Annotated in this window: 22 protein-coding genes; 9 read left to right on the plus strand and 13 right to left on the minus strand. The window is 58.1% G+C overall.

Going from position 1 to position 22,339, the window contains the following annotated elements:
* Window position 1 precedes the first annotated feature (1 nt).
* Entirely contained in the window at window positions 2-1,060 is a 1,059-nt protein-coding gene (locus LL947_RS11305) for an NAD(P)-dependent alcohol dehydrogenase (protein WP_404413992.1), read from the minus strand.
* Between the two features lie 424 nt (window positions 1,061-1,484).
* Here LL947_RS11305 and LL947_RS11310 point away from each other — a divergent pair, with 424 nt between their 5' ends.
* The 6 genes from LL947_RS11310 (at window position 1,485) to LL947_RS11335 (ending at window position 8,167) form a co-directional block, all read left to right on the plus strand.
* Window positions 1,485-2,306 (plus strand): bacteriorhodopsin-like, encoded by an 822-nt coding sequence (locus LL947_RS11310; protein WP_290822144.1) that lies wholly within the window; start codon window positions 1,485-1,487, stop codon window positions 2,304-2,306.
* 64 nt (window positions 2,307-2,370) lie between these two features.
* A complete protein-coding gene (locus LL947_RS11315; protein WP_499833245.1) occupies window positions 2,371-3,459 on the plus strand; it encodes a polyprenyl synthetase family protein in 1,089 nt (362 codons plus the stop codon).
* The gene (gene crtI, locus LL947_RS11320) at window positions 3,459-5,033 is read left to right on the plus strand and encodes a phytoene desaturase family protein (RefSeq protein ID WP_404413996.1); all 1,575 of its coding nucleotides are present in this window, start codon (window positions 3,459-3,461) and stop codon (window positions 5,031-5,033) included. The genes LL947_RS11315 and crtI overlap by 1 nt, the downstream gene beginning before the upstream one ends.
* Window positions 5,030-6,100 carry a phytoene/squalene synthase family protein gene (locus tag LL947_RS11325; RefSeq protein ID WP_499833246.1) on the plus strand — a complete coding sequence of 357 codons (1,071 nt, stop codon included), beginning with the start codon at window positions 5,030-5,032 and terminating at the stop codon, window positions 6,098-6,100. The genes crtI and LL947_RS11325 overlap by 4 nt, the downstream gene beginning before the upstream one ends.
* A 2-nt stretch (window positions 6,101-6,102) precedes the next feature.
* A complete protein-coding gene (locus LL947_RS11330) occupies window positions 6,103-7,302 on the plus strand; it encodes a lycopene cyclase family protein (protein WP_499833247.1) in 1,200 nt (399 codons plus the stop codon).
* Window position 7,303: 1 nt separating this feature from the next.
* Window positions 7,304-8,167 (plus strand): Brp/Blh family beta-carotene 15,15'-dioxygenase, encoded by an 864-nt coding sequence (locus LL947_RS11335; protein WP_404414001.1) that lies wholly within the window; start codon window positions 7,304-7,306, stop codon window positions 8,165-8,167.
* Between the two features lie 27 nt (window positions 8,168-8,194).
* Here the strand turns inward: LL947_RS11335 and LL947_RS11340 are convergent, their stop codons facing one another.
* The 6 genes from LL947_RS11340 to LL947_RS11365 form a co-directional block, all read right to left on the minus strand.
* The gene (locus LL947_RS11340) at window positions 8,195-9,685 is read right to left on the minus strand and encodes a PH domain-containing protein (RefSeq protein ID WP_499833248.1); all 1,491 of its coding nucleotides are present in this window, start codon (window positions 9,683-9,685) and stop codon (window positions 8,195-8,197) included.
* Window positions 9,682-10,317, minus strand: a complete 636-nt coding sequence (locus LL947_RS11345; protein ID WP_499833249.1) for a PH domain-containing protein — start codon at window positions 10,315-10,317, stop codon at window positions 9,682-9,684. Before LL947_RS11345 ends, LL947_RS11340 begins: the two co-directional genes overlap by 4 nt.
* Window positions 10,314-10,673 carry a hypothetical protein gene (locus LL947_RS11350; protein WP_499833250.1) on the minus strand — a complete coding sequence of 120 codons (360 nt, stop codon included), beginning with the start codon at window positions 10,671-10,673 and terminating at the stop codon, window positions 10,314-10,316. Before LL947_RS11350 ends, LL947_RS11345 begins: the two co-directional genes overlap by 4 nt.
* 33 nt (window positions 10,674-10,706) lie before the next feature.
* Entirely contained in the window at window positions 10,707-10,829 is a 123-nt protein-coding gene (locus tag LL947_RS11355; RefSeq protein WP_499833251.1) for a hypothetical protein, read from the minus strand.
* Window positions 10,830-10,933: 104 nt separating this feature from the next.
* Window positions 10,934-14,062, minus strand: a complete 3,129-nt coding sequence (locus LL947_RS11360) for an efflux RND transporter permease subunit (RefSeq protein ID WP_499833252.1) — start codon at window positions 14,060-14,062, stop codon at window positions 10,934-10,936.
* Window positions 14,059-15,303 (minus strand): efflux RND transporter periplasmic adaptor subunit, encoded by a 1,245-nt coding sequence (locus LL947_RS11365; RefSeq protein WP_499833253.1) that lies wholly within the window; start codon window positions 15,301-15,303, stop codon window positions 14,059-14,061. The genes LL947_RS11360 and LL947_RS11365 overlap by 4 nt, the downstream gene beginning before the upstream one ends.
* A 126-nt stretch (window positions 15,304-15,429) precedes the next feature.
* Between LL947_RS11365 and LL947_RS11370 the strand changes: the two genes are divergently transcribed.
* Together LL947_RS11370 and LL947_RS11375 are read left to right on the plus strand one after the other, a co-directional pair.
* The gene (locus tag LL947_RS11370) at window positions 15,430-17,211 is read left to right on the plus strand and encodes an ABC transporter transmembrane domain-containing protein (protein WP_290822122.1); all 1,782 of its coding nucleotides are present in this window, start codon (window positions 15,430-15,432) and stop codon (window positions 17,209-17,211) included.
* Window positions 17,212-17,286: 75 nt separating this feature from the next.
* A complete protein-coding gene (locus tag LL947_RS11375) occupies window positions 17,287-17,517 on the plus strand; it encodes a hypothetical protein (RefSeq protein WP_290822119.1) in 231 nt (76 codons plus the stop codon).
* A gap of 204 nt (window positions 17,518-17,721) precedes the next feature.
* Here LL947_RS11375 and LL947_RS11380 read toward each other — a convergent pair whose 3' ends face one another.
* Genes LL947_RS11380 through LL947_RS11405 form a run of 6 tightly spaced genes read right to left on the minus strand, consistent with a single transcriptional unit; the run spans window position 17,722 to window position 22,146 of the window.
* Window positions 17,722-18,333, minus strand: a complete 612-nt coding sequence (locus tag LL947_RS11380) for a LysE family translocator (protein ID WP_290822117.1) — start codon at window positions 18,331-18,333, stop codon at window positions 17,722-17,724.
* Between the two features lie 24 nt (window positions 18,334-18,357).
* Window positions 18,358-18,852, minus strand: a complete 495-nt coding sequence (locus tag LL947_RS11385; RefSeq protein WP_499833254.1) for a TlpA family protein disulfide reductase — start codon at window positions 18,850-18,852, stop codon at window positions 18,358-18,360.
* 11 nt (window positions 18,853-18,863) lie between these two features.
* Entirely contained in the window at window positions 18,864-19,784 is a 921-nt protein-coding gene (locus tag LL947_RS11390) for a heme o synthase (RefSeq protein ID WP_290822113.1), read from the minus strand.
* The gene (locus LL947_RS11395; protein WP_499833255.1) at window positions 19,777-20,835 is read right to left on the minus strand and encodes a COX15/CtaA family protein; all 1,059 of its coding nucleotides are present in this window, start codon (window positions 20,833-20,835) and stop codon (window positions 19,777-19,779) included. The genes LL947_RS11390 and LL947_RS11395 overlap by 8 nt, the downstream gene beginning before the upstream one ends.
* 46 nt (window positions 20,836-20,881) lie before the next feature.
* On the minus strand, window positions 20,882-21,382 hold the full coding sequence (locus LL947_RS11400; protein ID WP_499833256.1) for a redox-active disulfide-containing membrane protein: 501 nt from the start codon (window positions 21,380-21,382) through the stop codon (window positions 20,882-20,884).
* Window positions 21,379-22,146, minus strand: a complete 768-nt coding sequence (locus tag LL947_RS11405; RefSeq protein WP_499833257.1) for an SURF1 family protein — start codon at window positions 22,144-22,146, stop codon at window positions 21,379-21,381. Before LL947_RS11405 ends, LL947_RS11400 begins: the two co-directional genes overlap by 4 nt.
* Here LL947_RS11405 and LL947_RS11410 point away from each other — a divergent pair.
* Window positions 22,145-22,333, plus strand: coding sequence for a DUF2909 domain-containing protein (locus tag LL947_RS11410; RefSeq protein ID WP_290822105.1), 189 nt, complete (start codon window positions 22,145-22,147; stop codon window positions 22,331-22,333). The two genes, LL947_RS11405 and LL947_RS11410, sit on opposite strands and share 2 nt — an antisense overlap.
* Window positions 22,334-22,339 lie beyond the last annotated feature (6 nt).

Here is a 22,339-nt window from a genome sequence, read left to right on the forward strand (position 1 = left end):
ACTAGGCCGCGTTTTTCATTGACGCCATGTCGATGACAAAGCGGTAACGTACGTCGCCTTTTTGCATGCGCTCAAAGGCGGTGTTGATGGTTTGCATATCAATCATTTCCACGTCGCAGGTAATCTTGTGCTCTGCGCAGAAATCCAGAAGCTCCTGGGTTTCAGCAATACCGCCGATCAGTGAACCTGCCAGTACCCGGCGTTTGAAAATCAGGTTGGCGCCTTGAACAGCCGGTTCAATCGGGTCCATCAGGCCCACCATGATGTGAGTACCATCATAGCGCAACGCGGCGAGGTAAGGGTTGATATCGTGCTGTACCGGCACGGTATCCAGCATGAAGTCGAAGGTTTCGGCCACGGCTTTCATCTGTTCCTCATCGGAAGAGACCACCACATGATGGGCACCATGTTGCTTGGCCTCTTCCACCTTGGCATCCGAACGGGTGAAAACTGTTACCTCGGCACCCAGCGCCCTGGCAAGCTTGACGCCCATATGGCCAAGCCCGCCCATGCCGATTACGCCCACCCTGTGGCCCTCACCCACGCCATGATGGCGCAGCGGCGAATAGGTGGTGATGCCCGCACACAGAATGGGCGCGGCCGAGGGCAGATCGATACCTTCCGGCATGGTCAGCACGAAATGCTCGCTGACCACGATGGATTCGGAATAACCGCCTTGGGTCAGGGTACCATCATGGCGATCATCGCTGCCGTAGGTCATGGTGAAGCCGTTCAGGCAATACTGCTCCACATCATCCTGGCAGGCTGAGCAAGTTCGGCAGGAATCGACCATGCAGCCCACACCCACCACATCGCCAGTTTTGAAACGTGTGACATCACTGCCAACACTGGTCACCCGCCCCACAATCTCGTGCCCCGGTACAATAGGATAACGGGTTAACCCCCAGTCATTTTTAGCGAAGTGCAGATCACTATGGCAAACGCCGCAGTACAGAATTTCAATGGCTACGTCATCGGGACGCGGGGTACGGCGGTCAATTGACAGCGGTGCCAGAGGCTGATCGTCAGCATAGGCTGCAAACGCTTTCGCTTCAGTCATCATATTCTCCTTCAGATTTGTTAATGATGTTGCGCTTCATGGCGTTTGGCTGTCAATGCTCTGGGGTCTGCTGAGCTTTGCTGCTACCCGTTGGAGGCTGAGCATAGTATGGATAACCACTTGATCCATCACGCGACACTCATTAACAGCTTGCTGTCTGGACACGTTTTGCATGGTAAGCATCAGTAAAAACTAAATTAAAAGGCATTTATTCATACAATAGTATCAATTTGGATAAAATCTGTATAACTTCTTGAAGTTCAGCGCCAGCATGTCTAAGCTCGTTTTAGTTGTTCAGCACCTGAAAGCTGAATAACTTCTGTAACGGATTATCTGTCGGCAGTTCACCGCTTGCGTGCTCAAATGCATTGAAAGTTCGTATACGGTGCCTGCTTGCATAACCAACGCTGCTGGAGACAAACTCATGGAAATTGAAGCTTTATCCCTAGGGCAATACTCATTCGTACAGAATGGTTATTCGTTCGGCTTTGCTGTCATGGCAGCTGCCACCCTGTTCTTCTGGTTGATGAAATCAGAAATTGCACCTTCCTATCGCCTCGCTATTACGATTACTGGTCTGGTAACGGCAGTAGCAGCCTACCACTACCTGCAGATTATGCTGTCGTGGAATGCCGCCGCTGATGTTTCTTCAGGCGAGGTACTTTCAACCGGCAAGCCCTTCAACCAGGCTTACCGGTATGTCGACTGGCTTTTGACCGTACCGCTGCTGCTTATCGAGCTGATTCTGGTCATGCGCCTTTCAAAGGCAGAAACCATCAAGAAGTCAACCATTCTGGGTGGTGCTGCAGCATTGATGATCGTTCTGGGTTATCCGGGTGAAGTATCCGATATTGGCGGTCTGCGCTTCGTGTTCTGGGTACTCTCCATGATCCCGTTCGTATTTATCGTGTACCAGCTGGTAGTGGGTCTGAAGGAGTCTATCTCCAAGCAGCCTGAAAGTGTTCAGAACCTTGTACAAATTTCTATCTATCTGGTCATCGGTTCCTGGTTGTTCTACCCGATCGTCTACCTCTTCCCGCTGGTCGGCCTCGACGGTGGCGCTGCCATCACAGCCGTAGAGATCGGTTACACAGTCGCTGATATCGTCGCGAAAGCTGTCTTCGGTGTGTTCATCTTCGTCATTGCCATGCGCAAGTCGCAGGCTGAAGGTGAAACAGCCCACAGCGAAAACGCTGTGCTGGAAGACGATAGCGCCGAAGGTGAAGAAACGTCGAAATTCTCGTAAGCCTCGGCCTTTCATAACAGGAGTATCATCGGCCATGGATGGCCATGATCAAAAGGACGTTGGTATGGTCACTGCAACACTCAATCAAACTGCCATGTTCAATGTCACAGATGCTGTCAGCATCGACCAGCCATTGTCGCAACATGCCGACGCCGCTGCTATTGACAGCCGTAATGACGATATGGACATTGAACTTGATCACGTTGAGAAACTGATGCGCAGCAGTTTGAATGCGCCTACCGACTGGCCTGCAACGCAAGCCAGTCTTTATCATCTGGATACCCAGGGCAGCCAATTACGCGCTCGCCTGGCCTTGCTAAGCGGTATGGCATTCGGTGCATCAATTAATCATCGTATCGCTGCCGCTGCCGCCGCAGAGCTGATTCATAACGCCTCGCTGGTTCATGATGACTTGTGTGATGGTGATGAACAGCGGCGTAACCAGGCAGCTGTCTGGAAACGCTACAATCCTAACGTGGCCTTGTGTACCGGAGACATGATGCTGACCGCTGCCTTTCGTGCGGCGATGGAAAGCGATAGCTCTGAACACAAGCTGGCACTTGTACAACTATTGACCGATCGCACCAGCCAGGTCATTGCTGGACAAAGCATTGAAATTGCTAATCCTGAACAGAAACCAACAGACATACCCTATCCTTTTACCTGCCGGCATTTAAAGAAAATCTGTTTGAATGACTATCTGCAGGCGACATTAGCAAAGACAGCTCCCCTGATTGCCCTGCCTCTCGAGGCTGGCGCGTTGGGCGGTAAGTTGACTAGCGGCGAGCATACGACTATCCGCTATTTTGCCAATGCCGTCGGGCTGGCTTACCAAATTATTGATGATCTGGACGATGTGGATATCACCCGTCTGGATGGTTGCCAGCCAGATAATTTCCACGACTATCATGCCTGGCCACAGCATTGGCCGTCAGGCTCCTGTCTTCCTGACGACCCAGTAGCGTCTGCCATGCAACGCGCTGTTCGGCACGCCTCTGCAGCACTGTCACGCGCAGAGAGACTGATTGAGCATTTTCCTGATCAGTTGGCAGGGGCCCTCACTGCCATACTTGCCAAACTTCGACAGCAGCTTGCAGCGCATCGCCAGTCAATCGCGAGTCACCATCATTATTATCCAGGGAAACCGGCCTAATGAAGTCCTCAGACGCTTTAGCATCTCATTCCTCCATCCGCACGGACAAACAAGCAAACAGAGCAGTTGTCATTGGTTCAGGCTTTGGCGGCTTGGCCGTTGCTCTGCGTCTGTTGTCTGATGGCTGGAACGTGGAGTTGCTGGAGCGTCATGGTGACCTTGGTGGTCGCGCCCGCGTATTCCATCTTGACGGAGTGGCGTTTGATGCCGGCCCCACCGTGATTACGGCTCCATTTCTCTTTGAAGAACTGTTTGAGCGTTTTGGGGAAAAATTTGATCAGCATGTAACGCTTTTGCCGGTAGAGCCGTTTTATCGGATGGATTATGCCGATGGCAGTTATTTTGATTATAAAAGTACTACCGATGAGATCATGGGTGAAATTGAGCGCCTGGCCCCTGGCACTAGCAACCGCTATAACGATTTCCTGATAGCGACAGAGAAGATGTATCAGCGAGGGTTTGTCGATCTGGCCGAGCAACCGTTCACCAAGGTGACCGACATGCTCAAAGTACTGCCCGACCTGATCCGCCTGCGCGCAGACAAAAGCCTGTACACGTTTGTTTCGCGCTTTTTTGACGATGAGCGTCTAAGACGCGCTTTCTCTGTGCCATCCTTGCTGGTCGGAGGCCACCCGTTTCGCACTTCTTCGCTGTATGGCCTCATCCATGCGCTGGAACGACGCGGTGGTGTCTGGTTCCCCAAAGGCGGTACTGGCGCTCTGGTCACGGCGCTTGCTGACCTTTTCCAGCGGCATGGCGGTATCATTCGCACCCGTCAAGACGTTACTGGACTGAGTGTCGAAAATAACCAGGTGTCCGGAGTCGACGTCCGTGGCGGTCAACATTATCCGGCTGATATTGTGGTCAGCAATGCTGATCCTTTGCATGTCTATGAGAACTGGTTGCCCATGAAGGGCTGGGGCAGGCTTCTGAATGGTTTTCGGCGGCGTATGAAACAGTCCATGGGGCTCTTGGTGGTTTATTTCGTGACCAAACGCCGCTACACCGAACTGGAACATCACACCATCGTGTTTGGCGACACCTTCAAGGAAATCCTCGATACCATATTTGATGATCATGAATTACCCGAAGATCTGAGCCTTTATCTGCACAGGCCCAGCGCCACTGACCCTGAAATGGCACCACCAGAAGGTGATGCATTCTATGTTCTGGCACCGGTACCTAATCTTCAGGGCCGTCAGGACTGGGAAACACTCGAGCCACAGATTACACAGAATATTCTGTCGACCTTGCAGCAACGCCTGATGCCTGATCTGTTTGAACAGCTTGGCGCGACCCATACAGTGTCGCCACGCTATTTTCACGATGCCCTTTCCACCCCGTTCGGGAGCGGCTTTTCCATCGCGCCAACACTGACCCAGTCAGCGGGCTTGCGCTATCACAATCGCTCACCCCACTATTCAAACCTCTACTTTGTCGGCGCCGGCACACACCCCGGTGCTGGTGTTCCTGGTGTGGTATCGTCAGCAGGAGTTGTCGAAAAGCTGGTCAGAGAAGATCACGTCATCAACCATGACCCCCTTGCGACGGCTCAGGACAAATCTGCGGTATGACAACTGAAGCCGCCACCTCCCAGGCCACCCTGCGCCAGCATGGGAAAAGTTTCCACTGGGCGGGTTTTTTTCTACCCAGACAACAGCTGGATGACGGCGCGCAGCTTTATCATGTCTGCCGGCAAGTGGATGACATTGCCGATAACGCCACCACCATGACAGAACGCCAGCGCGCCCGTCGGGTACTGTCCTGCCTCCAACACAAGCTGTGCGCCAGATCACCCGCTCAACAGCCTTTTCCGACGGCGAGCAATACAGCCGACACCGATGCCAGGCTGACAGAGACCGAGCAGTTGCTTGTTGATTCACTCGAGTCGGATATAGTGGCGTTATTCGGGCATGATTCTCGCTGCCTGCAGGCCATGCATGACCTGGTTGCTACCATGGTGATGGATCTCTCACCTGTATTGCTTGAGGATGAGCCGGCCCTGCTAGGCTATGCCTATGGCGCAGCAGGGACTGTCGGGGTGATGATGTGCCAGCTGATGGGGGCTCGTGAGCCAAACCACTCACTGGCCTTTGCCATTGATCTTGGAATGGCGATGCAGATGACCAATATCGCTCGGGACGTTCTGGAAGATGCCCAGCGTGGCCGTGTTTATGTGCCGCAAACCTGGATGAATCAACCCATATCGGCAGACGCCATTGCGAGTGGAGATGCCCAGGCGCGTCAGCAGGCCTGGCAGGCTATCGGTTACTTAATAGAAAGAGCTGAAGCCTATTACGCCAGTGGCTGGCAGGGGTTAGCGTATTTACCCCCCCGCACCCGGCTGGCCATTGGCGTTGCCCTGCGGGTTTATCGCCAGATTGGCCGGCGAATTCAGAGTCTGAGCGCAGATAACTACTGGTCTCAACGAGTGGTGGTTCCCAAGGCAGGCAAGCTGCAGCAAAGTCTGATGGCGCTGCCAGCTCTGATCAATAGATCCTCTGCGATTCATGACGCGGCATTACATAAGCCGTTGGAAGACCAGCTCTCTCCCTATGCGCTTGATCCTGAAACGCTTGACGACAACGTACCCCGAGACAACGCACCCGGAAGGAAAAAGCTTCATTCAGGAAAGGCATGACCATGAGCCTGCCAAAGGAAACCGACATTGCCATTCTCGGCGCCGGCCTGGCGGGGCTCAGTATTGCAAGCTGGCTGGATGAACTGGTGCCGGCAGGAGCCGACATGCCGCGTCTTCATCTGCTTGAAGCCCGCGAAGAAGATACGCATGACCGCACCTGGTGTTTCTGGGATCAGTCTGCCCACCCCTTCAGGGATGCCATCAGCCACCGCTGGCAAAACTGGCAGGTCAGTCATGCAGGGAAGCAGGTGGTATATAATGACCCTGATTACCCATACGCCATGCTACCTGCCGATGCCATGCGTCGTTCAGCGTATAGCCGAATTGCAATACGCAATGAACTCTCTCTTGTTCGGGGCGTCAAGGTAGAGGCCATCACGCCACAAAGTGAGTCATTGCACCTTACCACTTCACAGGGCCAGCTCGATGCCAAGGTTGTGATTGATACCCGCCCTCCGCCACTGGAAGCGCTGGCGGAATCACAGGGTGTCTGGCAAGTCTTTCACGGGGTGGAAGTTCACCAGCCCCATCACGGCCTTGGTCTGTCGAAAGCCGGCCTGATGGACTTTCAGGCTGGGCACGCGGGCATTCATTTTGTCTATCTGCTTCCGCTGGACGAGCACCACCTTCTGGTAGAGTGGACCTGCTTTGAGGCTGACAGGCACAGTGAGATGTGCCAGATTCTGCTGGCACCAGAGCTTCCCTGGATGCTGGCAAACTGGTTGGATAAGCACCTGGGCAAGGACTGGGCCGTCCAACGCAGTGAAACCGGGTGTCTGCCCATGATGCCAATCACGCCCCCCCACATCAATTCGCGCTACCTGTCGGCTGGCATTCGCGGCGGCTGGATGCGCCCGGCCACCGGCTATATGTTTGCCAGCTGTCAACGCGGCGCCGAAGATGTCGCCCAGCAGTTGTTAAAAGCACACGCCCAGAAGCGTTGGCACCTAACGCCGCCGCGTATTCGCCCTTCTGCACTCAACTGGATGGACAAGGTCTTTCTTCAGGCGATGCGTCAACACCCGGAGGCTGCACCAGGCTGGTTCCTTCAGTTGTTCGCCAACACCACGGCTGCTCAGCAACGGCGATTCCTGGGCGATCAGCCCAGCGCTGGCGACCTGCTGGCCATTATGCAAGCGCTGCCCCCAGGGCCTTTTGTGCGCGCTGCACTGCCACGTTTTTCAATATCACGAGGGCACTGACATGCAGGCAACTCATCATCCACCCGCTTTCTGGCTGTTCCCTATAGGCCTGGTAGTCGCACTTGGCGTTTCTGCCTTGCCTGGTGAATGGCCGCTATATGCCATCCTGGCGATCAGTACCGCCGTGCTCGGCTTGCCTCATGGCAGCCTGGATACCGCTGTGGCCAAGCGTCACCTCCCGCTGAAAGGCCCTTTGCAACTGGTGGGGTTCCATCTTGGGTATCTGGCATTGGGCGGAGTCGTGTTGGCGATCTGGTGGCAGGCGCCCAATGCGGCACTGGCGGCTTTTCTGCTCTATTCAGCGGTACATTTTGCCGATGATATTGCCGTGCGGATTGGCCATATCGGCGGTACCGCCTACGGGCTTTGGGTACTTTCCCTTCCAGTGACCTTTCACCCTGAACAGGTGCAACCCCTGTTTGAAATGCTCGGTGCTGATCAGGCCGCTCGAATCGTTGCAGTGGCGCCTTATACCCTGGCGCTCGGCGGTGGCGTGCTGGCCATCTGCCTGGCGCGTTGCCCCCAGCGGGCAACCAGCGACTGGCGAGACCCCTTGCTGCTGGCAGCAGGAGCCGCCCTGCTTCATCCCTTGGCCTATTTCATTGCTTACTGGTGCTTTCTGCACAGCCCGCGCCACCTTGAACTGGCCGCGCGGGATCTGGGCATTCACGGCTGGCGCGATCGCCTCAAAGCGGTCGCGCCCATCACCCTGGCGACCTATGCGCTCGCGCTGATCGCTGTGCCTTTTCTGATGGAGCTGCCCAGTGATGCCGCCCTGATGCGTATCGTTTTTATCGGCCTGGCCGCCTTGACAGTGCCTCACATGGTGCTTGAGCTGATTGCCAGCCCGCGTCGAGCGGGCTAGCGTCATCAAACCAGTCTGTTGATATCTCTATAAAATATCGCCGCTGGCTACTTCACACAATAATTCGTCCCGCCAACGTTCTGCTTGCCGTCGGGGAATCCACGGCAAGACAATCCGCCCACTGGCTGCGCGAACATCCAGGCTGGCCAACCCCAGTCGTCGCTGCCAGAGAGGCTGCAGCAGTGACACCGATTGCACGCGAGCGGTCGGCAGCCAGCGCACAGTCCGGCCAAGCACTCCCTGGCGAAGCCCAACCCATTTCGCTTCGCGGCATAGCCTTAGACGCCACCAGCCAAGGGCGGCAAGCATGCTGATCACAAACGTCACCGCCGCTAACGAAAGCAACACACCGCCTGGTGCTCCTTGTAGCATCAGGCTTCCGATCAAGAGTGCACCGAATCCCCACCAACGTCCGATTCCCGTCAACATGGCACCGGCATGCGGTCGCTGCCAGTCTGGCTGAAGCGGCAAATGCAGTTCCTGCATCAGATTCTGCAGGGCACAGCGATGCAGGACCGGCACCACAAAGTGCTCGGTATCCTGCCCTGCCTGTCGATCGCCGGCCTTGCTGATCATTAGTGAATGGCGCCCCATCAGTCGCCCCATCCAGCTAAGGCGCACCGTTACCATCTGAATGCGCTGCCTGCGTACACTGCGGGTCAACACCGTCATCAAACCGGCACGATAGCGAAACTGCTCACCATGACGCTCCAGCTGATAGCCGTGATAACGCACCAGCCCCAGTCCCATTGAAACGACGGCCATTAACAGCACCAAACCCAGGAGTAGCCCGCCAACGGCCAGAAACCGCTGCCCTCCGGCCAGGGTCTCGGCGGTCAGCCAGTTCGGCGCGATCACGGCGATGACCTCTTCGAGACGACGCAGCAGTATCTCTGAGAAAGGAGCCAGCACTGGCAGCAGGACCAACAGGGTGTTACGCATCAGCCCATAGCGCAGGACTTCACAGAGGGGCAGAGACAGGCTGAAATCAGCGTTGAGGCCAGGCTCTTCGGCCTCTGCCGCTGCGGGGCCCGCTTGGGCGCGTGCAATCAGAATCTGTTCGCGCAGGGCTTCGGCGCGCGCCGCGGGAATGCCGGACAGATGCAGCGTTTCACCGCTGGCGCCAGCGCTATCCAGGCTCAGTACGGCCAATCCGAAGGGCCGGTAATACCAGGGCACCTGTACATCAGCCTGTTGTACGCGCTGATAATCCAGCGACAGCGTGCGACGACGGACAACGCCCTGACGCAACAGGATTCGCTCGTCGCTGACGGCATACAGAAAGGTCAGATACCAGGCCAGTGCCCCACCTGTTAACAGCAATAATGCAGCCGGCGGCCCGTATTGGATGGCCAGCTGACGCAGGGTTTCATTGAACACAACCACCACCAGGAGAGGTGCGAGGTTGGCCGAGGCGCCAATCAGTCGGCGCAGCCCATGCAAAGCGAAAAACACAACGGCAACCGGTGACACGCGCTGCCAGTGAACGAGCTCGCCAGGGTCATTACCAGGCTTCATGCGTCGCCCTCCGATGCCTCCCGCTCCCCTACGTCAGGCTCACCCAATTGCTGCAGCACATACAAACGAAGCTGATCGGCACGCACCTTTGCCAAGCCTGGAATGGCCAGGTCCTGGCCACTGCCGCCGGCGGTGTAGATCAGCAGGCGAGCAATGCCTAACAAGCGCTCCAGTGGCCCCTGGCTGACTTCCAGATGCTGGATGCGGTTCAGAGTGACCGAGGTAGTGCGCCGCCAAAGCGCCCCGGTGCGCAAATGCAGGTCATGTTGTCGCAGGCAATAACCGGTTAACCGGTAGCGCCTGGGCGCCCAGAACAGGGCCAGCAGGATGATGACAACGCCGGGAACCAACAGGGCCAGCCCGGTGACCCAGGGCAGGGTCAGTGGCAGCGGGTAAAGCTGCCAGCCCAGAGGTGCTGCCAGCAGCAGGACGGGCAACAGAGTTAACCGCAATTGCTTCAGGTAAGCGGGATCTACCGGTTGAAAATCCGTTTCCTGAAGAGGCGTAAAACGGTCTGGTTCAAGGACGGGATTTACCTGCTCGGTCATCAGCGATTCTGCCATTTCATCAATATCTTGAGCTGCCGCACCAGGTGCAGAAGTCTGAAGCGGGTCGCCAGGAAGGTCGCTCACGGATCAACCGGGTTCACACTTTCCACCTGCAGCAGACGACCTGTCTCGCGGGAGAAGCTGAAGTGGCCTTCAACTTCGACGTTCTTGCCCTGGTGGGGAGCAATCAGTTCGTGCGGTTTGATTTCTACCCGGTTGAGATCAATATCTTCGATCCAGTAATGCAGCGGTTCATCAAACGAACGTACTCGACCCGACGTGACCACGTTTTGCTGGTCATGGGCACTGCTATTGGCGACCAGTACAGCCAGCGTGGTTTCCCTCGGCTGATCAGCATCGCTACCGCACCCCGCCAGCGACAGTACGATCGCGAGCCAGATGGCCAATACGGCAAGGCCAGCGGTGGGTCTTATCTGCATGGAATACCTCGCATCCGATCAGTTTGACAGCTGTCAACGCGCCGGCATTCGCCAGGGGCGCCCGCCACAGGTAGCAAAGTTCTTGCAGTCAGCGGTGCAACCCCGGCATGGCAGGCGGGTCGGCTGGGTGGTGCTGGGTGTCGTGGGCGTCGTCATGGCGGTCTCTTTTGTGAATCGTGAATCGTGAATCGTGAATCGTGAATCGTGAATCGTGAATCGTGAATCGTGAATTAATAGTCGCTTGATAGCAATCAGGCGTTTCAACCCTTTTGCGGCCGCATTCTGTCGCGGGCGTTTTCCAGCCAGGACAACAAGGCAGGAATCACCAGCAGCACCAGAAATGTGGAGCCTCCCAGTCCAAAGGCAATCGAGGTGGCCATCGGGATCAGGAACTGGGCCTGCAGCGAGGTTTCAAACAGCAGCGGCAAGAGGCCACCAATGGTGGTCAGCGAGGTCAGCAGTACCGCCCTGACCCGCTGCACCACCGCCTCGTTGAGCGCAGCGGTAATGTCCAGCCCCTTACCGCGCTGCTGGCGGTAGAAACTTACCAGGATGATAGCGTTGTTCACCACGATACCGGAAAGCCCGAACAGGCCAAACAGCGACAGTATGGTCAGATCGATACCCAAGGCCCAGTGGCCCAGCAAAGCCCCTACCAGTGAGAAAGGGATAATCGCCATGACAATCAGGGGCAGGCTCCAGGATGCAAACACCCAGGTCAGGACGCCATACATCAATCCCAGCCCGATCACCAGACCGGTACGCATATCCGCCAGGGTTTCACGCTGGTCAGCGGCTCGCCCCTCAAAGCTGGCCTGCAGGAAATACTCGCGCTCCAACTGAGGGATCAGCTCAGCGGAAAGGCTATCAAGCACGTCCTCGGCTGACGTTACCTCACCGTTGATTTCTGCCGTAACCTCGACCGCCAGTTGGCCTTCGGCGTGGCGCAGGGTCTCGAAGCCCTGGCGATGGGAGAACTCCACCACCTGATCAAGCGGGACCTGTCGACCATCGGCCAGGTTGACCGCCAACTGCGACAGGGTCGAGAGGCTTTCGCGCTGCTCTCTGGGCAGCTGGACACGCACTTCGATTTCATCCGCGCCGGACTGATGCGTCTGCACAAGCTGGCCATCAAAGGCGGTACGCAGCTGGCTGCCGAGGTCTTCAGTGGTCAACCCCAGCGCCTCGCCGTAGGCGTTAACCCGATAAATCAGCTGCTCACGCCCCCAGGGCATGTCATCCTCGGTGCTCAATACGCCGGGCAGCCCGGCCATCGCCTGGCCCAGACGGTCAGCTGCGTCTTTCAACCCTTCGGCGTCTTCCCCGGTCAGGCGCACGTTGACATCCTTGCCCGGCGGGCCTGCTGCACGTTCGTTGATATTCAGGCTATTCAGGCCAGCGGGCCGCTGGATGCGCTCCCGCCAGGCTTCGATAAAGGCGGCATTGCGGACGTCGCGGGCATCCGGCGAGATCATTTCCACCATCACCGAGCCCACCCCATCGCCGCTGCGGCCAGACCCGTCACTCGACTGGGTGGTGCCATAGTGAGAGACCGCCGTGCGCACCAGGCCACCGCCCATTGACTCATCGGTTTGCTCCAGGGTGGTTTGCAGATGATCAACGAAACCTTCCATTCGGGAACGCTCGGTACCGGCCACAAAACTGGCGTTTGCGTAGATAATGCTCGATTCGGGGGATGGGAAAAAATTGAAGCCCACGCGCCCACCGACCAGAAGCCCGGCAGTGACCAGAGTCACCGCCAGTGCAGACGCTACTGTGGCGCCACGGTGACGCAGGGTAAACATCGAAAAGCGCCGGAAAGGCCCTTCGCGGAACGCATCAAAACGCGCCTCGAAGCCCTCTCGCATTCGCACCACACTCAATGCTGAACGACGGGTTGTCTTTTTTGCTGATGATTTTTTCGGCAAGAAGGCGTTGCGCAGGTGAGCGGGCAGGACAATAAAGCATTCCATCAAGGAGGCAATCAGCACGCATATCATGATGACCGGAATATCACCCAGAATGTTGCCGATCACCCCACCCACCATCAATAGCGGCATAAACGCGGCCACCGTGGTCAGCGAGGAGGCGACTACCGGCCATAGCATACGTCGTGCAGCGCCGGCAGAGGCCAACTTGGGGTCTTCCCCCATGCGATGATGGGCATCGGCATCCTCCCCCACCACAATGGCATCATCGACGATAACCCCCAGCGCCATGATCAGCGCAAACAGCGACAGCATATTGATTGAGCCGCCAATCAGCCAGAAAACACCCAGAGATGCCATGAATGCAGTCGGAATCCCCACGGCTACCCAGAACGCCACCTGAGCAGGCAGAAAGAAATACAGCAGGACGATAACCAGCAGCAAACCGGTCATACCGTTCACCAGCAGCAGTGAAATACGCTCGTCAATCAGCTGCCAGGATTCATCAAACACCTCAAGCTCGACGCCAGGCGGCAAGGTCGGGCGCGCCTTTTTTAACCAGTCATCCAGACGCTCGGCGGATTCCAGCGAATCGCCACTTTCGGCGCGCTGAAGGATCATTTCTGCCGCGGGTTCCCCGGCGTAGGATAGGGTCACTGCTCCTTCGCGTGGCTCCTGATGAATGATGGCAATATCCCCAAGGCGCAGCTGTAGGCGGTCACTGCTCATCACCGTCAGATCTTCAAACCCCAGGGCGTCGCGGCGCTGCTCCAGCGAGCGCAGTTCGCGTGTGCTGTCCTGCTGGCCAAGCAGACCGGCGGGCAGATCCCGGGACATGCCCTGCACCCGAGAGGCTATTTCCTCAAGCGAGAGCCCCAGTGTCTGCAGGCGTTCAGAAGGCACTTCAATGCTGATTTGCTGGGCAGGCAGGCCATTGATTTCTATTCGGTCAATCCCTGCCATCAGCAGTTCGTCCTCAAGGCCCTGGGTCACCTGACGCAACTCCTGAGGCGCCATATTGCCATGTACCAACAGGCGCGCTACCGGCTCATAGCGGGCAACACGCGACACTTCCGGGGTTTCGGCTTCCGCCGGCAGATTGGTAAAGCTATCCACTTGCTGGCGGACATCATCCAGCACCAGGACAGGATCGCTGCCTTCTTCAAACTCCAGGGTGATGTTGGAAACCCCCTGGGCTGACGTAGAGGTCATGCGTTTGAGGCTATCCAGGCTGCGCAGGCGCTGCTCAAGAGGGTTGGTAATACCCTGCTCAATATCTTCGGCAGAGGCACCGCTCCACACCACCCTTACGCTGACCACATCCAGCGCGAAGGTTGGGAAAAACTGGATATTCATGCGTGCAATACCCAGTGCACCGCCCAGCAGCATCACCAGCATTATCAGGTTGGCGGCCACCCTGTGGTGGACAAAAAAACCGATCAGGCCACCGCGCTGCATCATGAATCCTGCCCTGTTTCTGCTGGCCCGTCAGTCACCTCCACGCGCAGACCCTGCACCGCATTGGGCAGATGGGTCGACATGATACGCTCGCCGTCATTCAACGCCTCAGCGCGAACCAGCAGCCAGCGTCCACCATCACGCTGGCGAACTTCGCCCAAGCGCTCAACCTGTTGACGTTCAAGACGATTATCAGCGTTGATACGGTAAATCAGGTCTGCACCATGCAGGGCGGCATAGGGCACTGCCATGGCATCTTCCACCGCCGGGCGTTGCAGCTGCAGCGTCACCATGGCCCCTGGGCGCAGCCCGCTGGCCTCGTCCTCCACTGCAAAAATGGCTTCGATACCCATGGGGTCACTTTCTCCCGCCAGGCGTTCCAGCCTGAAGCGCTGACCGTCTTCACCCACGGCTATCAGTGGCGTACCTGCATCAAGGGCAGCCTCAAGCTCCACCTGAAAACGGCGTGGAAGGCGCGCGCGCACTTCCAGGCCATCCAGAGAAAAGAGTGACAAGAGCGATGCCTGGGCGGCAACATCATCACCAGGGGCCACATCGACACGGGTGATCCGACCATCAAAAGGGGCCTCTACACGGCCACGGGCCAGATCACGGCGGGCGTTTTCCTCTACTACCCGGGCACGTGACAGACGCGCCTCCAGGCTGGCCAGGCGCGAGGGAAACTCGGCAATGGCACTTTCACGACCTAGAACATTGAGCTGGGCGCGAGCCACCGCATCGCGGGCAGAATCAACATCCGCCTGGGACGCCAGGTTACGCCCCGCCAAGGAGCGGCTACGTTCAAGCTGACGGTTGGCACTGGCCAGAATATCGCGCTCCTGGGTTAATAGCCGCTGGTTGTTCTCGTGGCGAATACGTTCATTTTCCAGCTGGGCTTCCAGGTCGGCCACCTCGGCCTCGGCCTGGCGCACCGGTGATAGAAGATCCTCGTCATCCAGCGCCACCAGCAATTCGCCCTCAGCCACCCGCTGGCCATCGCTGACCGGACGGGCCGTCACGCGGGCCGCAATGGGCGCCACCAGATTGACCATCTCAGGTGCCACCACCTCACCGTAAAGTGGCAGCATCGGCACATGCTCGCTCTGCGCGACCTCTATCGCCTCAACTGGCCAGGTCCGCTCCTGCGCTTCCACCGGAACCGGCTCGGGTCGCGTCAGACGCAGCGCCATAAAACCGCCCACCCCAAGGGCAAGAATAATCACGGGAATTAAACGCTTAAGCATAAACATATCTGTGTATAGAATAAATCGACGCCATCATAACGCATTGTCGCACTGAAGGCCTGTACCACTGTTAAAGGTTGTACAATACAGGCTGCGACACACCCGCGCAGCACAAAAGGCAGCCTAATGAGTCAACGCCCGAACCATCGAGTACTGTTCAGACTGGTCAGCCTGCTGCGCCCTTATCGGCTACGCCTCGCCCTGGCGGGTATGGCCTTGCTGCTGGCCGCTGGCAGCGTACTGGCACTTGGCAATGGCCTACGCCTTTTGATTGATAACGGCTTTCTCGCCGATGATGCCCAGGCGCTGGGCAAGACCCTGGGCCTGATGCTGGGGGTGGTCAGCGTGCTGGCTATGGCATCGGCGCTGCGCTACTACCTGGTCAGCTGGATTGGCGAACGCCTGGCCGCTGATCTGCGCCAGCAGGTCTTCGATCACCTGCTGAGCCTGGAGCCCAGTTTTTTTGAAAGCGCCAGTGAAGGACGCTCAGCCGGAGATATTGCCTCGCGGCTGACCGCCGATACCAGCGTGCTACAAAGCCTGTTTGGTTCTTCCATTTCCATGGCGCTGCGTAATCTGGTCATGCTGATAGGCGCTGTTGTGTTGATGCTAATTACCCAGCCGTGGCTTTCGGCCATGGTGCTGATTGGCATCCCCACTACCCTGTTGCCAATTGTCTGGTACGGGCGCCGGGTACGTCGGTTGTCACGTACCAGTCAGGACAGAGTGGCGGAGCTTGGCCGCTATGCCGAAGAAGCGCTGCGTGGCATTCAGACCCTTCAGGCCTTTTCCCATGAGGCTCAGGACAGACACCACTATCGTCAGCGCGTCGAGCAGGCGTTTGGCTCTGCCGTGGCACGCACTCGCCAGCGCGCCTGGCTCACCGGCATCGCCTTACTGGTGATTTTCAGCGCCGTAGGCCTGATGCTGTGGCAAGGTGGGCAGGCGGTGCTGGCGGGCACCTTGAGCCCCGGCGAGCTGTCAGCGTTTATCTTCTACGCCATACTCGCCGCCGGGGCAGTCGCTACCCTGGCGGAAGTCGCCGGTGATGTGCAACGCGCCGCCGGTGCTGCGGAGCGGCTGCTGGAACTGCTGGATACCCAACCCGGCATCCAGGCGCCCATGGCGCCCGCCACCCTGAAGCAGCCCGCCCAGGGCACTCTCACCCTCAGCGACATTCACTTTACCTATCCAGGACGCACGCTTGCGGCGTTGAATGGCATCGATATTAATATTCAGGCCGGTGAACAGGTGGCCGTGGTAGGCCCCTCCGGGGCGGGTAAAAGCACCTTGCTGGGGTTGCTGTTGCGCTTTTACGACCCGGCACAAGGCTGTGTGCTGCTAGACGGCATGGATATCCGTAAACTCGACCTCACCCAGCTACGCGCCACCATGGGGCTGGTGGCTCAGGAACCGGTGTTGTTCAGCGGCTCGGTGGCAGATAACCTGCGCTATGGCGACCCCCAAGCCGATCTCGACAGGCTGCGCTGCGCCGCTAGGGATGCCAGCGCGCTGGCGTTTATTGATGCCCTGCCCAATGGCTTTGATACCCCGCTTGGCCCAGGCGGTGTGCAGCTCTCCGGCGGCCAGCGCCAGCGCCTGGCAATTGCCCGTGCCTTGCTCAAGGACCCGGCCGTACTGCTGCTGGATGAAGCCACCAGCGCCCTGGATGCCGAAAGTGAACGCTTGGTACAGCAAGCCCTGGACCGGCTGATGCAGGGGCGCACCAGTATCGTGATTGCTCACCGCCTGGCCACCGTGGTAAACGCTGACCGCCTGCTGGTGCTCAAGGACGGCCAACTGGTAGCATCAGGCACCCATAGCGAACTTATCCAGAGTAGCGACCTGTACCGCCACCTGGCCGCTCTGCAGTTTGGCGCTAAAGCGCCTGTTGAACGAACCCACTGAACCCTGTCTTTTGATCATCAGCGCTCAAACACAACAAGACTGTGAAAAACTCAACGCATCAGAAGGTTAACTGCCATGCCATCACGTCTACGTGACCCCCGCGTCTGGTTCTCGCTGCTGCTTGGCCTGCTGGGGCTTATCTATCTTTACAGCATGTCCGAAAGCGGCCTGGCCGAATTCCCCCACCTGATGGCAGGCCTGACAGTGCTTATTCCCTTGACCCTGTTCGGTGTGGTACTGCGCAGCCCCTGGCCTGCCGTCGGCGCCTTGATGATGCTGGTGGTGATCAACATCACCCTGGGGTAGCAGCCTGCGGGCATCTGATATACCCACTCGCAACGTTAGGCAACGACCACGGCACCTGCTTCACCAGACTCTCTGACGCTGACGGATACGGAGGTGATCGATCAGCTCCTGGCTGATTTCTGTTGAGGGACTGCCGTGGTGGTGAACGGCATGACAATCATACGTTTGCTGTGCGGGATACCCACATCCAGGCCCGGCTGCTTCTTACCCTCTAAGCGGCAAAGCTGCACCGATGACCATAAACACCCCGCCGCAGGTACGATTGAAACCGCGGCCAACCTTCTTCAGCCAGTGGCGAATGCGGTTGGCCATGTTGGCCAGCAGGCCTTCCACCAGGCATTCAATCGCCACAAAGGTGCTCGCCAGGATAAAGAATTGCACCACCAGGCTGCGCTGCGGATCAATAAACTGGGGCAGAAAAGCGCTGAAAAAAAGCAGCACCTTGGGGTTGGTAATGGAAGAAAGCGCGCCTTGGCGATAGAGCTGCCAGCCGTTGGTCAGGTGCGTATTGACGGCCAGATCGCCGCTGATCGGCGGTGAACGCCAGACCTGAATCCCCAGCCAGACCAGGTAAGCCCCGCCAATCCACTTGAGCACCGTCAGCCAGAGGATCGAGGATTTGACCAAGGCCCCGATACCGAACAGGCACAGGGCAATCACCAGGAAAAAACCGGTGGCCCCTCCGGCAATGGTAAACAGGGTTTTACGGCTGCCGTGGAGTGCCCCATGCGTCAGGGCCAGCAGACTGTTTGGCCCCGGCGAGAGTGACAAACCGATACAGGCCACCAGATAGAGCAGCCAGGTATTTAACAGCATGAGGTGGCCTTATCGATGGAATGTTTATTCAAGATGGTTTTGCACAAAGCGTGCCAGATGACCATCATCCAGCTCACCGGCGTGCTGATCAACCAGACGACCGTCGGCGTCATAGAAGAGAGTGGTCGGAACGCCGCGCACTTGCAAGGCCTGCTGGGCGGTATAGACAGGGTCCAGCAGGCTATGTTCAAAGCGGACCTGGGTGCCTTGCATGTAATCGGTGATGGCTTGGAGCGTATCGCCCTGATTGATCAACACCATGGTCAGGCCGTCATATTGTGCATACTTTTCGAGCATCGGCATTTCACGGCGACAAAAGGTGCACCAGCTTGCCCAGAAGTTGATCACCAGTGGCTGGCCCTGAAAATCTTTCAGATTGACCGTCTGGCCATCCAGGCGGGTGAGCGTCAGCGAATCCGGCAGGCGAGGGGCCGGTTTGAAATAGTGGGCACCCCACCCGGCAGCGCCAGCCAATACCAGCAGTGCGGCGATAACAATAGCGATGGATGAGCGCCTCATGAGGTGTTTCCTTAGCCCATCAGGGCCAGATAATGGTCCAGCAGCAGCCAGCCAAACAGATACATGATGTAGCGGATGGAAAACCAGAAGGCGGCCAGCGGTGCCTTGGGGTCATCGCCGCGCCAGACTTTCCAGTTCCAGTACATGAACCGACCGTTGAGCCCAATGACACCCAGCAGATAGACCCAGCCGCTCATCCCCGTTGCAAAGGGCAAAAGCGTGGCGGCCACCGTCAACCAGCCATACAGCCAGAGCTGCAGGCGGGTGAAACGGTTACCGTGAGTGACCGGCAGCATCGGCACACCGGCAGCGGCGTATTCTTCACGCTTGTGGATAGCCAATGCCCAGAAATGTGGCGGCGTCCAGGCAAAGATGATCAGCACCAGCAGCAAGGCATCCGGGCTTGGCTGGCCGGTCATCGCGGTCCAGCCCAGCAGGGGTGGTGAGGCCCCGGCCAGCCCGCCAATGGTGATGTTCTGCGGCGTGGCGTGTTTCAGAAAAGCGGTGTATATCACCGCGTAGCCCAAGAGTGCTGATGCGGTCAGTATGGCGGTCAGCGGATTGACTTCACTCCACAACAGCCCCAGGCCCGCTAATGACAATAAACAGGCATAGGCTGCCGCCTGCCAGTCGCCAATCCGGCCCTCTGCCACAGGTCGCCGGGAGGTTCTCAGCATCAGCTTGTCCAGCCGCCGATCCAACAGGTGATTGAAAGCCGCCGCGCCCATTGCCGCCAGGCCAATCCCCGTAAGCCCGGTCATGGCCAGCCAGATATCCGGCAGCCCCGGCACGGCCAGCGCCATGCCAACGGCGGCACACACCAGCATGACCAGGACCACACGAGGCTTACCCAGTTCAAAATAGTCTCTGGCCAGGGTTAAGTACGCTGCCAGTTCCTGCTTTGAGTCTATTACCAGTCCTGTATTACGCATGAACCACCTTCCTGTCAGCAAAGACCTGCGGTGTGGATTGACGGTTGCCGAGCGCCCAGCCGCTATGCAGCAGCAGTAGCATCAGCACGGCCGCGCCGGCGGTGTGCAACAGCGCGACCGAGAGCGGCAGGGCATTCAACACCAGAATGATGCCCAGTGAGACCTGTAGCAGATAGGCGCCTAGTGCCACGCTCAGCCAGTGGCGGGCCTGGGCGTGGTTTCTATAACGCAGTGCCAGCACCAGAAGCCCCACCCCCAGCAGCAGCGCCCCAAGGCGATGCGTGTAATGAATGGCGGTGCGTGCCCCGGCATGCAGTTGGCCGTACAGATAATTGGGGCCGACCTCCTGAGTCAGGTGGAAGCCTTCATTGAAATCCATATTCTCCGGCCACCACTGATAGTTACAGGTAGGAAACCCGCTGCAGGCCACGCCGGCATAATTGCTGGATGTCCAGCCACCCAGCGCCACCTGCAAGGCCAGCAAGAGCACCACCAACCACCAGAGGCCGGGCAACTTCACGTTGGGCTGACCGCCATCGCGGCAAGCCTTAAGACGCCGATACAACCAGAAAAAAGTGGCCAGGACGCTAAAGCCGCCCATCAGGTGCAGGGTGACCACCTGAGGCCAGAGTTGCAGGGTGACCGTCCAGGCGCCAAAAGCCCCCTGCAGGCAGATAAGGCCAAGCAATACAAAGCTTGCCAGCAGCGGATAGCCGGGGATATGCCGATTGCGCCACCCCAGCCAGGCCAGCGCCAGGCCTACCAGCCCCAGGCCGGAGGCAATATAGCGGTGGAACATTTCAACCCAGGCCTTGAAGGCATCCAAAGGCGCATCCGGTGCGAACCCGGCGGCACGCTCGGCATCCGGCACCACAAGCGCACCATAGCAGCCGGGCCAGTCCGGGCAGCCCAGCCCGGCATCTACCAGGCGCGTCCAGACACCTACCAGAATGACCACAAAGGTAAAACCTACGCCAAGCCAAGCCAGCTGCAAGGCACGTTGAACAGCATGGCGATCACGTTCCTGAAGATTGCTGTCAGCTATCATCATAGCGACCCCTTGTTATTGTTATCCGGGTATATCGTGTTCCGGCCGGTTACTCCGGATTGCGTTTCAGCAAACGCGCCAGATCCTGATGCACATCCTCTATATCAGGGAGCGCCGAATAGCGGGTCACTACGATGCCCTGAGGGTCGACCAGCCAGACCTGAAAGTCCTCCACCCATATTGGCGGGCTGCCTTGCCATTGCAGGTTGGCCTCTCCCGGCAACACCTTCTGTTGCTGTTCACTCAGGCGCAGACGCTCTACCCTGGCGGCCTTGCGCCCCAGGGCTCTGTGCATCCGCCACCATTGATCCGCCTGGGCCTGACACTTGGTAATGCAGTCTTCCGGTGCGCTCCACACCAGTGACCAGCGCTCATTACTGGCCTGCCATTCCAGCGGCCACTGGTTCAAGGGGGGCAGCTGATGATCCAGCTCCCCCCGGGCGACATCCGTCTGCGGAATACCGACCTGCCAGTGCAGCATCGCCCAGGCCACCGGCACGGGCGCGCCCAGCACCACGATCAGTACAATAAGCTGCAGCTTGGCTTTCATACTGTCTCTCCTCGACGGTTATGACGCTTGTCTTGATACAGCACCCGGTGTCCGGCTACGCCCATCACCAGTGCCAACAGCGCCAGCAATAGCCATTGAACGGCATAGCCGATGTGCCGCTCGGGAGGCATCTGGCTGGGCGTCCACCAACTGGTCAGCTTGCCCTCGCCGGCATTCTGGTGCAGCACGCCCTGAAAATGCGGTTGCGTCAGCGTTTGCCAGGGATCTAGCGTAATTGACTGCAGGCGGTTACCTTCGCGGTTGTCTCCCAATACCAGGTTGCCTGTCTGAAGTTGCTGCCAGACACCGCTGATTTCCTGTGGCCCCTGCGGCGTGCTGACCTCCGGCTCGACGCTGCGATCGACGACTGTGGGCATAAAACCACGCTGTACAAGCCACCAGTGGCCGCTATCCGCCACGAAGGGCGTCAGCACCGCAACCCCGACCTGCCCCTCCAGCACCCGGTTATCCAGCCATAGGGTCTTTTCGCCCAGAAAACGGCCAGAGAGCGTTACCTTGGCCAGATTGGCGGGGGCCTCCTGAGGGTTGTGCAGCCTGTCAGTAGCGGCTTGCTGAGCGATCAACTGGGTTTTCTCTGCGGCCCGCTGCCACTGCCAATTGGCCAACAATAGCCCTGCCAGCGTCAGGCTCACCCATAGCATCCACCAGCATGTCAGGCTGACAAGGCGTTTGACCTGGCGGCGGTTATTTGGTCGACTGAATGCCTTGCCACCTCTGCGCTTCAGCGCTGTGGAGTTGAACATGCTAAAGCTCCTGATTGCCCTTACCTTTATTGCCATGCTGGCCAGCCTGGCAGCCGGCGCCGGTTTTCTGCTCAAGGACCCCTCACGTTCCAGACGCACCCTGACCTCTCTGAAACTGCGCATCACCCTGGCCGTGGTGCTGATGCTGCTGTTGATCTATGGGTTTTCCCAGGGCCAGCTCAGCTAGGCGCGC

The sequence above is a fragment of the Halomonas sp. BLK-85 genome, from assembly GCF_044792155.1.
Classification (GTDB): domain Bacteria; phylum Pseudomonadota; class Gammaproteobacteria; order Pseudomonadales; family Halomonadaceae; genus Vreelandella.

Coding starts and splice junctions, on each gene's coding strand:
- LL947_RS11330 (WP_499833247.1), top strand. CDS start 6,103: ATGAGCCTGCCAAAGGAAACCGACATTGCCATTCTCGGCGCCGGCCTG.
- LL947_RS11405 (WP_499833257.1), bottom strand. CDS start 22,146: ATGTTCAACTCCACAGCGCTGAAGCGCAGAGGTGGCAAGGCATTCAGT.
- LL947_RS11350 (WP_499833250.1), bottom strand. CDS start 10,673: ATGCAGATAAGACCCACCGCTGGCCTTGCCGTATTGGCCATCTGGCTC.
- LL947_RS11325 (WP_499833246.1), top strand. CDS start 5,030: ATGACAACTGAAGCCGCCACCTCCCAGGCCACCCTGCGCCAGCATGGG.
- LL947_RS11340 (WP_499833248.1), bottom strand. CDS start 9,685: ATGAAGCCTGGTAATGACCCTGGCGAGCTCGTTCACTGGCAGCGCGTG.
- LL947_RS11355 (WP_499833251.1), bottom strand. CDS start 10,829: ATGACGACGCCCACGACACCCAGCACCACCCAGCCGACCCGCCTGCCA.
- LL947_RS11390 (WP_290822113.1), bottom strand. CDS start 19,784: ATGCGTAATACAGGACTGGTAATAGACTCAAAGCAGGAACTGGCAGCG.
- LL947_RS11395 (WP_499833255.1), bottom strand. CDS start 20,835: ATGATGATAGCTGACAGCAATCTTCAGGAACGTGATCGCCATGCTGTT.
- LL947_RS11315 (WP_499833245.1), top strand. CDS start 2,371: ATGGTCACTGCAACACTCAATCAAACTGCCATGTTCAATGTCACAGAT.
- crtI (WP_404413996.1), top strand. CDS start 3,459: ATGAAGTCCTCAGACGCTTTAGCATCTCATTCCTCCATCCGCACGGAC.
- LL947_RS11305 (WP_404413992.1), bottom strand. CDS start 1,060: ATGACTGAAGCGAAAGCGTTTGCAGCCTATGCTGACGATCAGCCTCTG.
- LL947_RS11410 (WP_290822105.1), top strand. CDS start 22,145: ATGCTAAAGCTCCTGATTGCCCTTACCTTTATTGCCATGCTGGCCAGC.
- LL947_RS11400 (WP_499833256.1), bottom strand. CDS start 21,382: ATGAAAGCCAAGCTGCAGCTTATTGTACTGATCGTGGTGCTGGGCGCG.
- LL947_RS11335 (WP_404414001.1), top strand. CDS start 7,304: ATGCAGGCAACTCATCATCCACCCGCTTTCTGGCTGTTCCCTATAGGC.
- LL947_RS11385 (WP_499833254.1), bottom strand. CDS start 18,852: ATGAGGCGCTCATCCATCGCTATTGTTATCGCCGCACTGCTGGTATTG.
- LL947_RS11310 (WP_290822144.1), top strand. CDS start 1,485: ATGGAAATTGAAGCTTTATCCCTAGGGCAATACTCATTCGTACAGAAT.
- LL947_RS11365 (WP_499833253.1), bottom strand. CDS start 15,303: ATGCTTAAGCGTTTAATTCCCGTGATTATTCTTGCCCTTGGGGTGGGC.
- LL947_RS11375 (WP_290822119.1), top strand. CDS start 17,287: ATGCCATCACGTCTACGTGACCCCCGCGTCTGGTTCTCGCTGCTGCTT.
- LL947_RS11360 (WP_499833252.1), bottom strand. CDS start 14,062: ATGATGCAGCGCGGTGGCCTGATCGGTTTTTTTGTCCACCACAGGGTG.
- LL947_RS11370 (WP_290822122.1), top strand. CDS start 15,430: ATGAGTCAACGCCCGAACCATCGAGTACTGTTCAGACTGGTCAGCCTG.
- LL947_RS11380 (WP_290822117.1), bottom strand. CDS start 18,333: ATGCTGTTAAATACCTGGCTGCTCTATCTGGTGGCCTGTATCGGTTTG.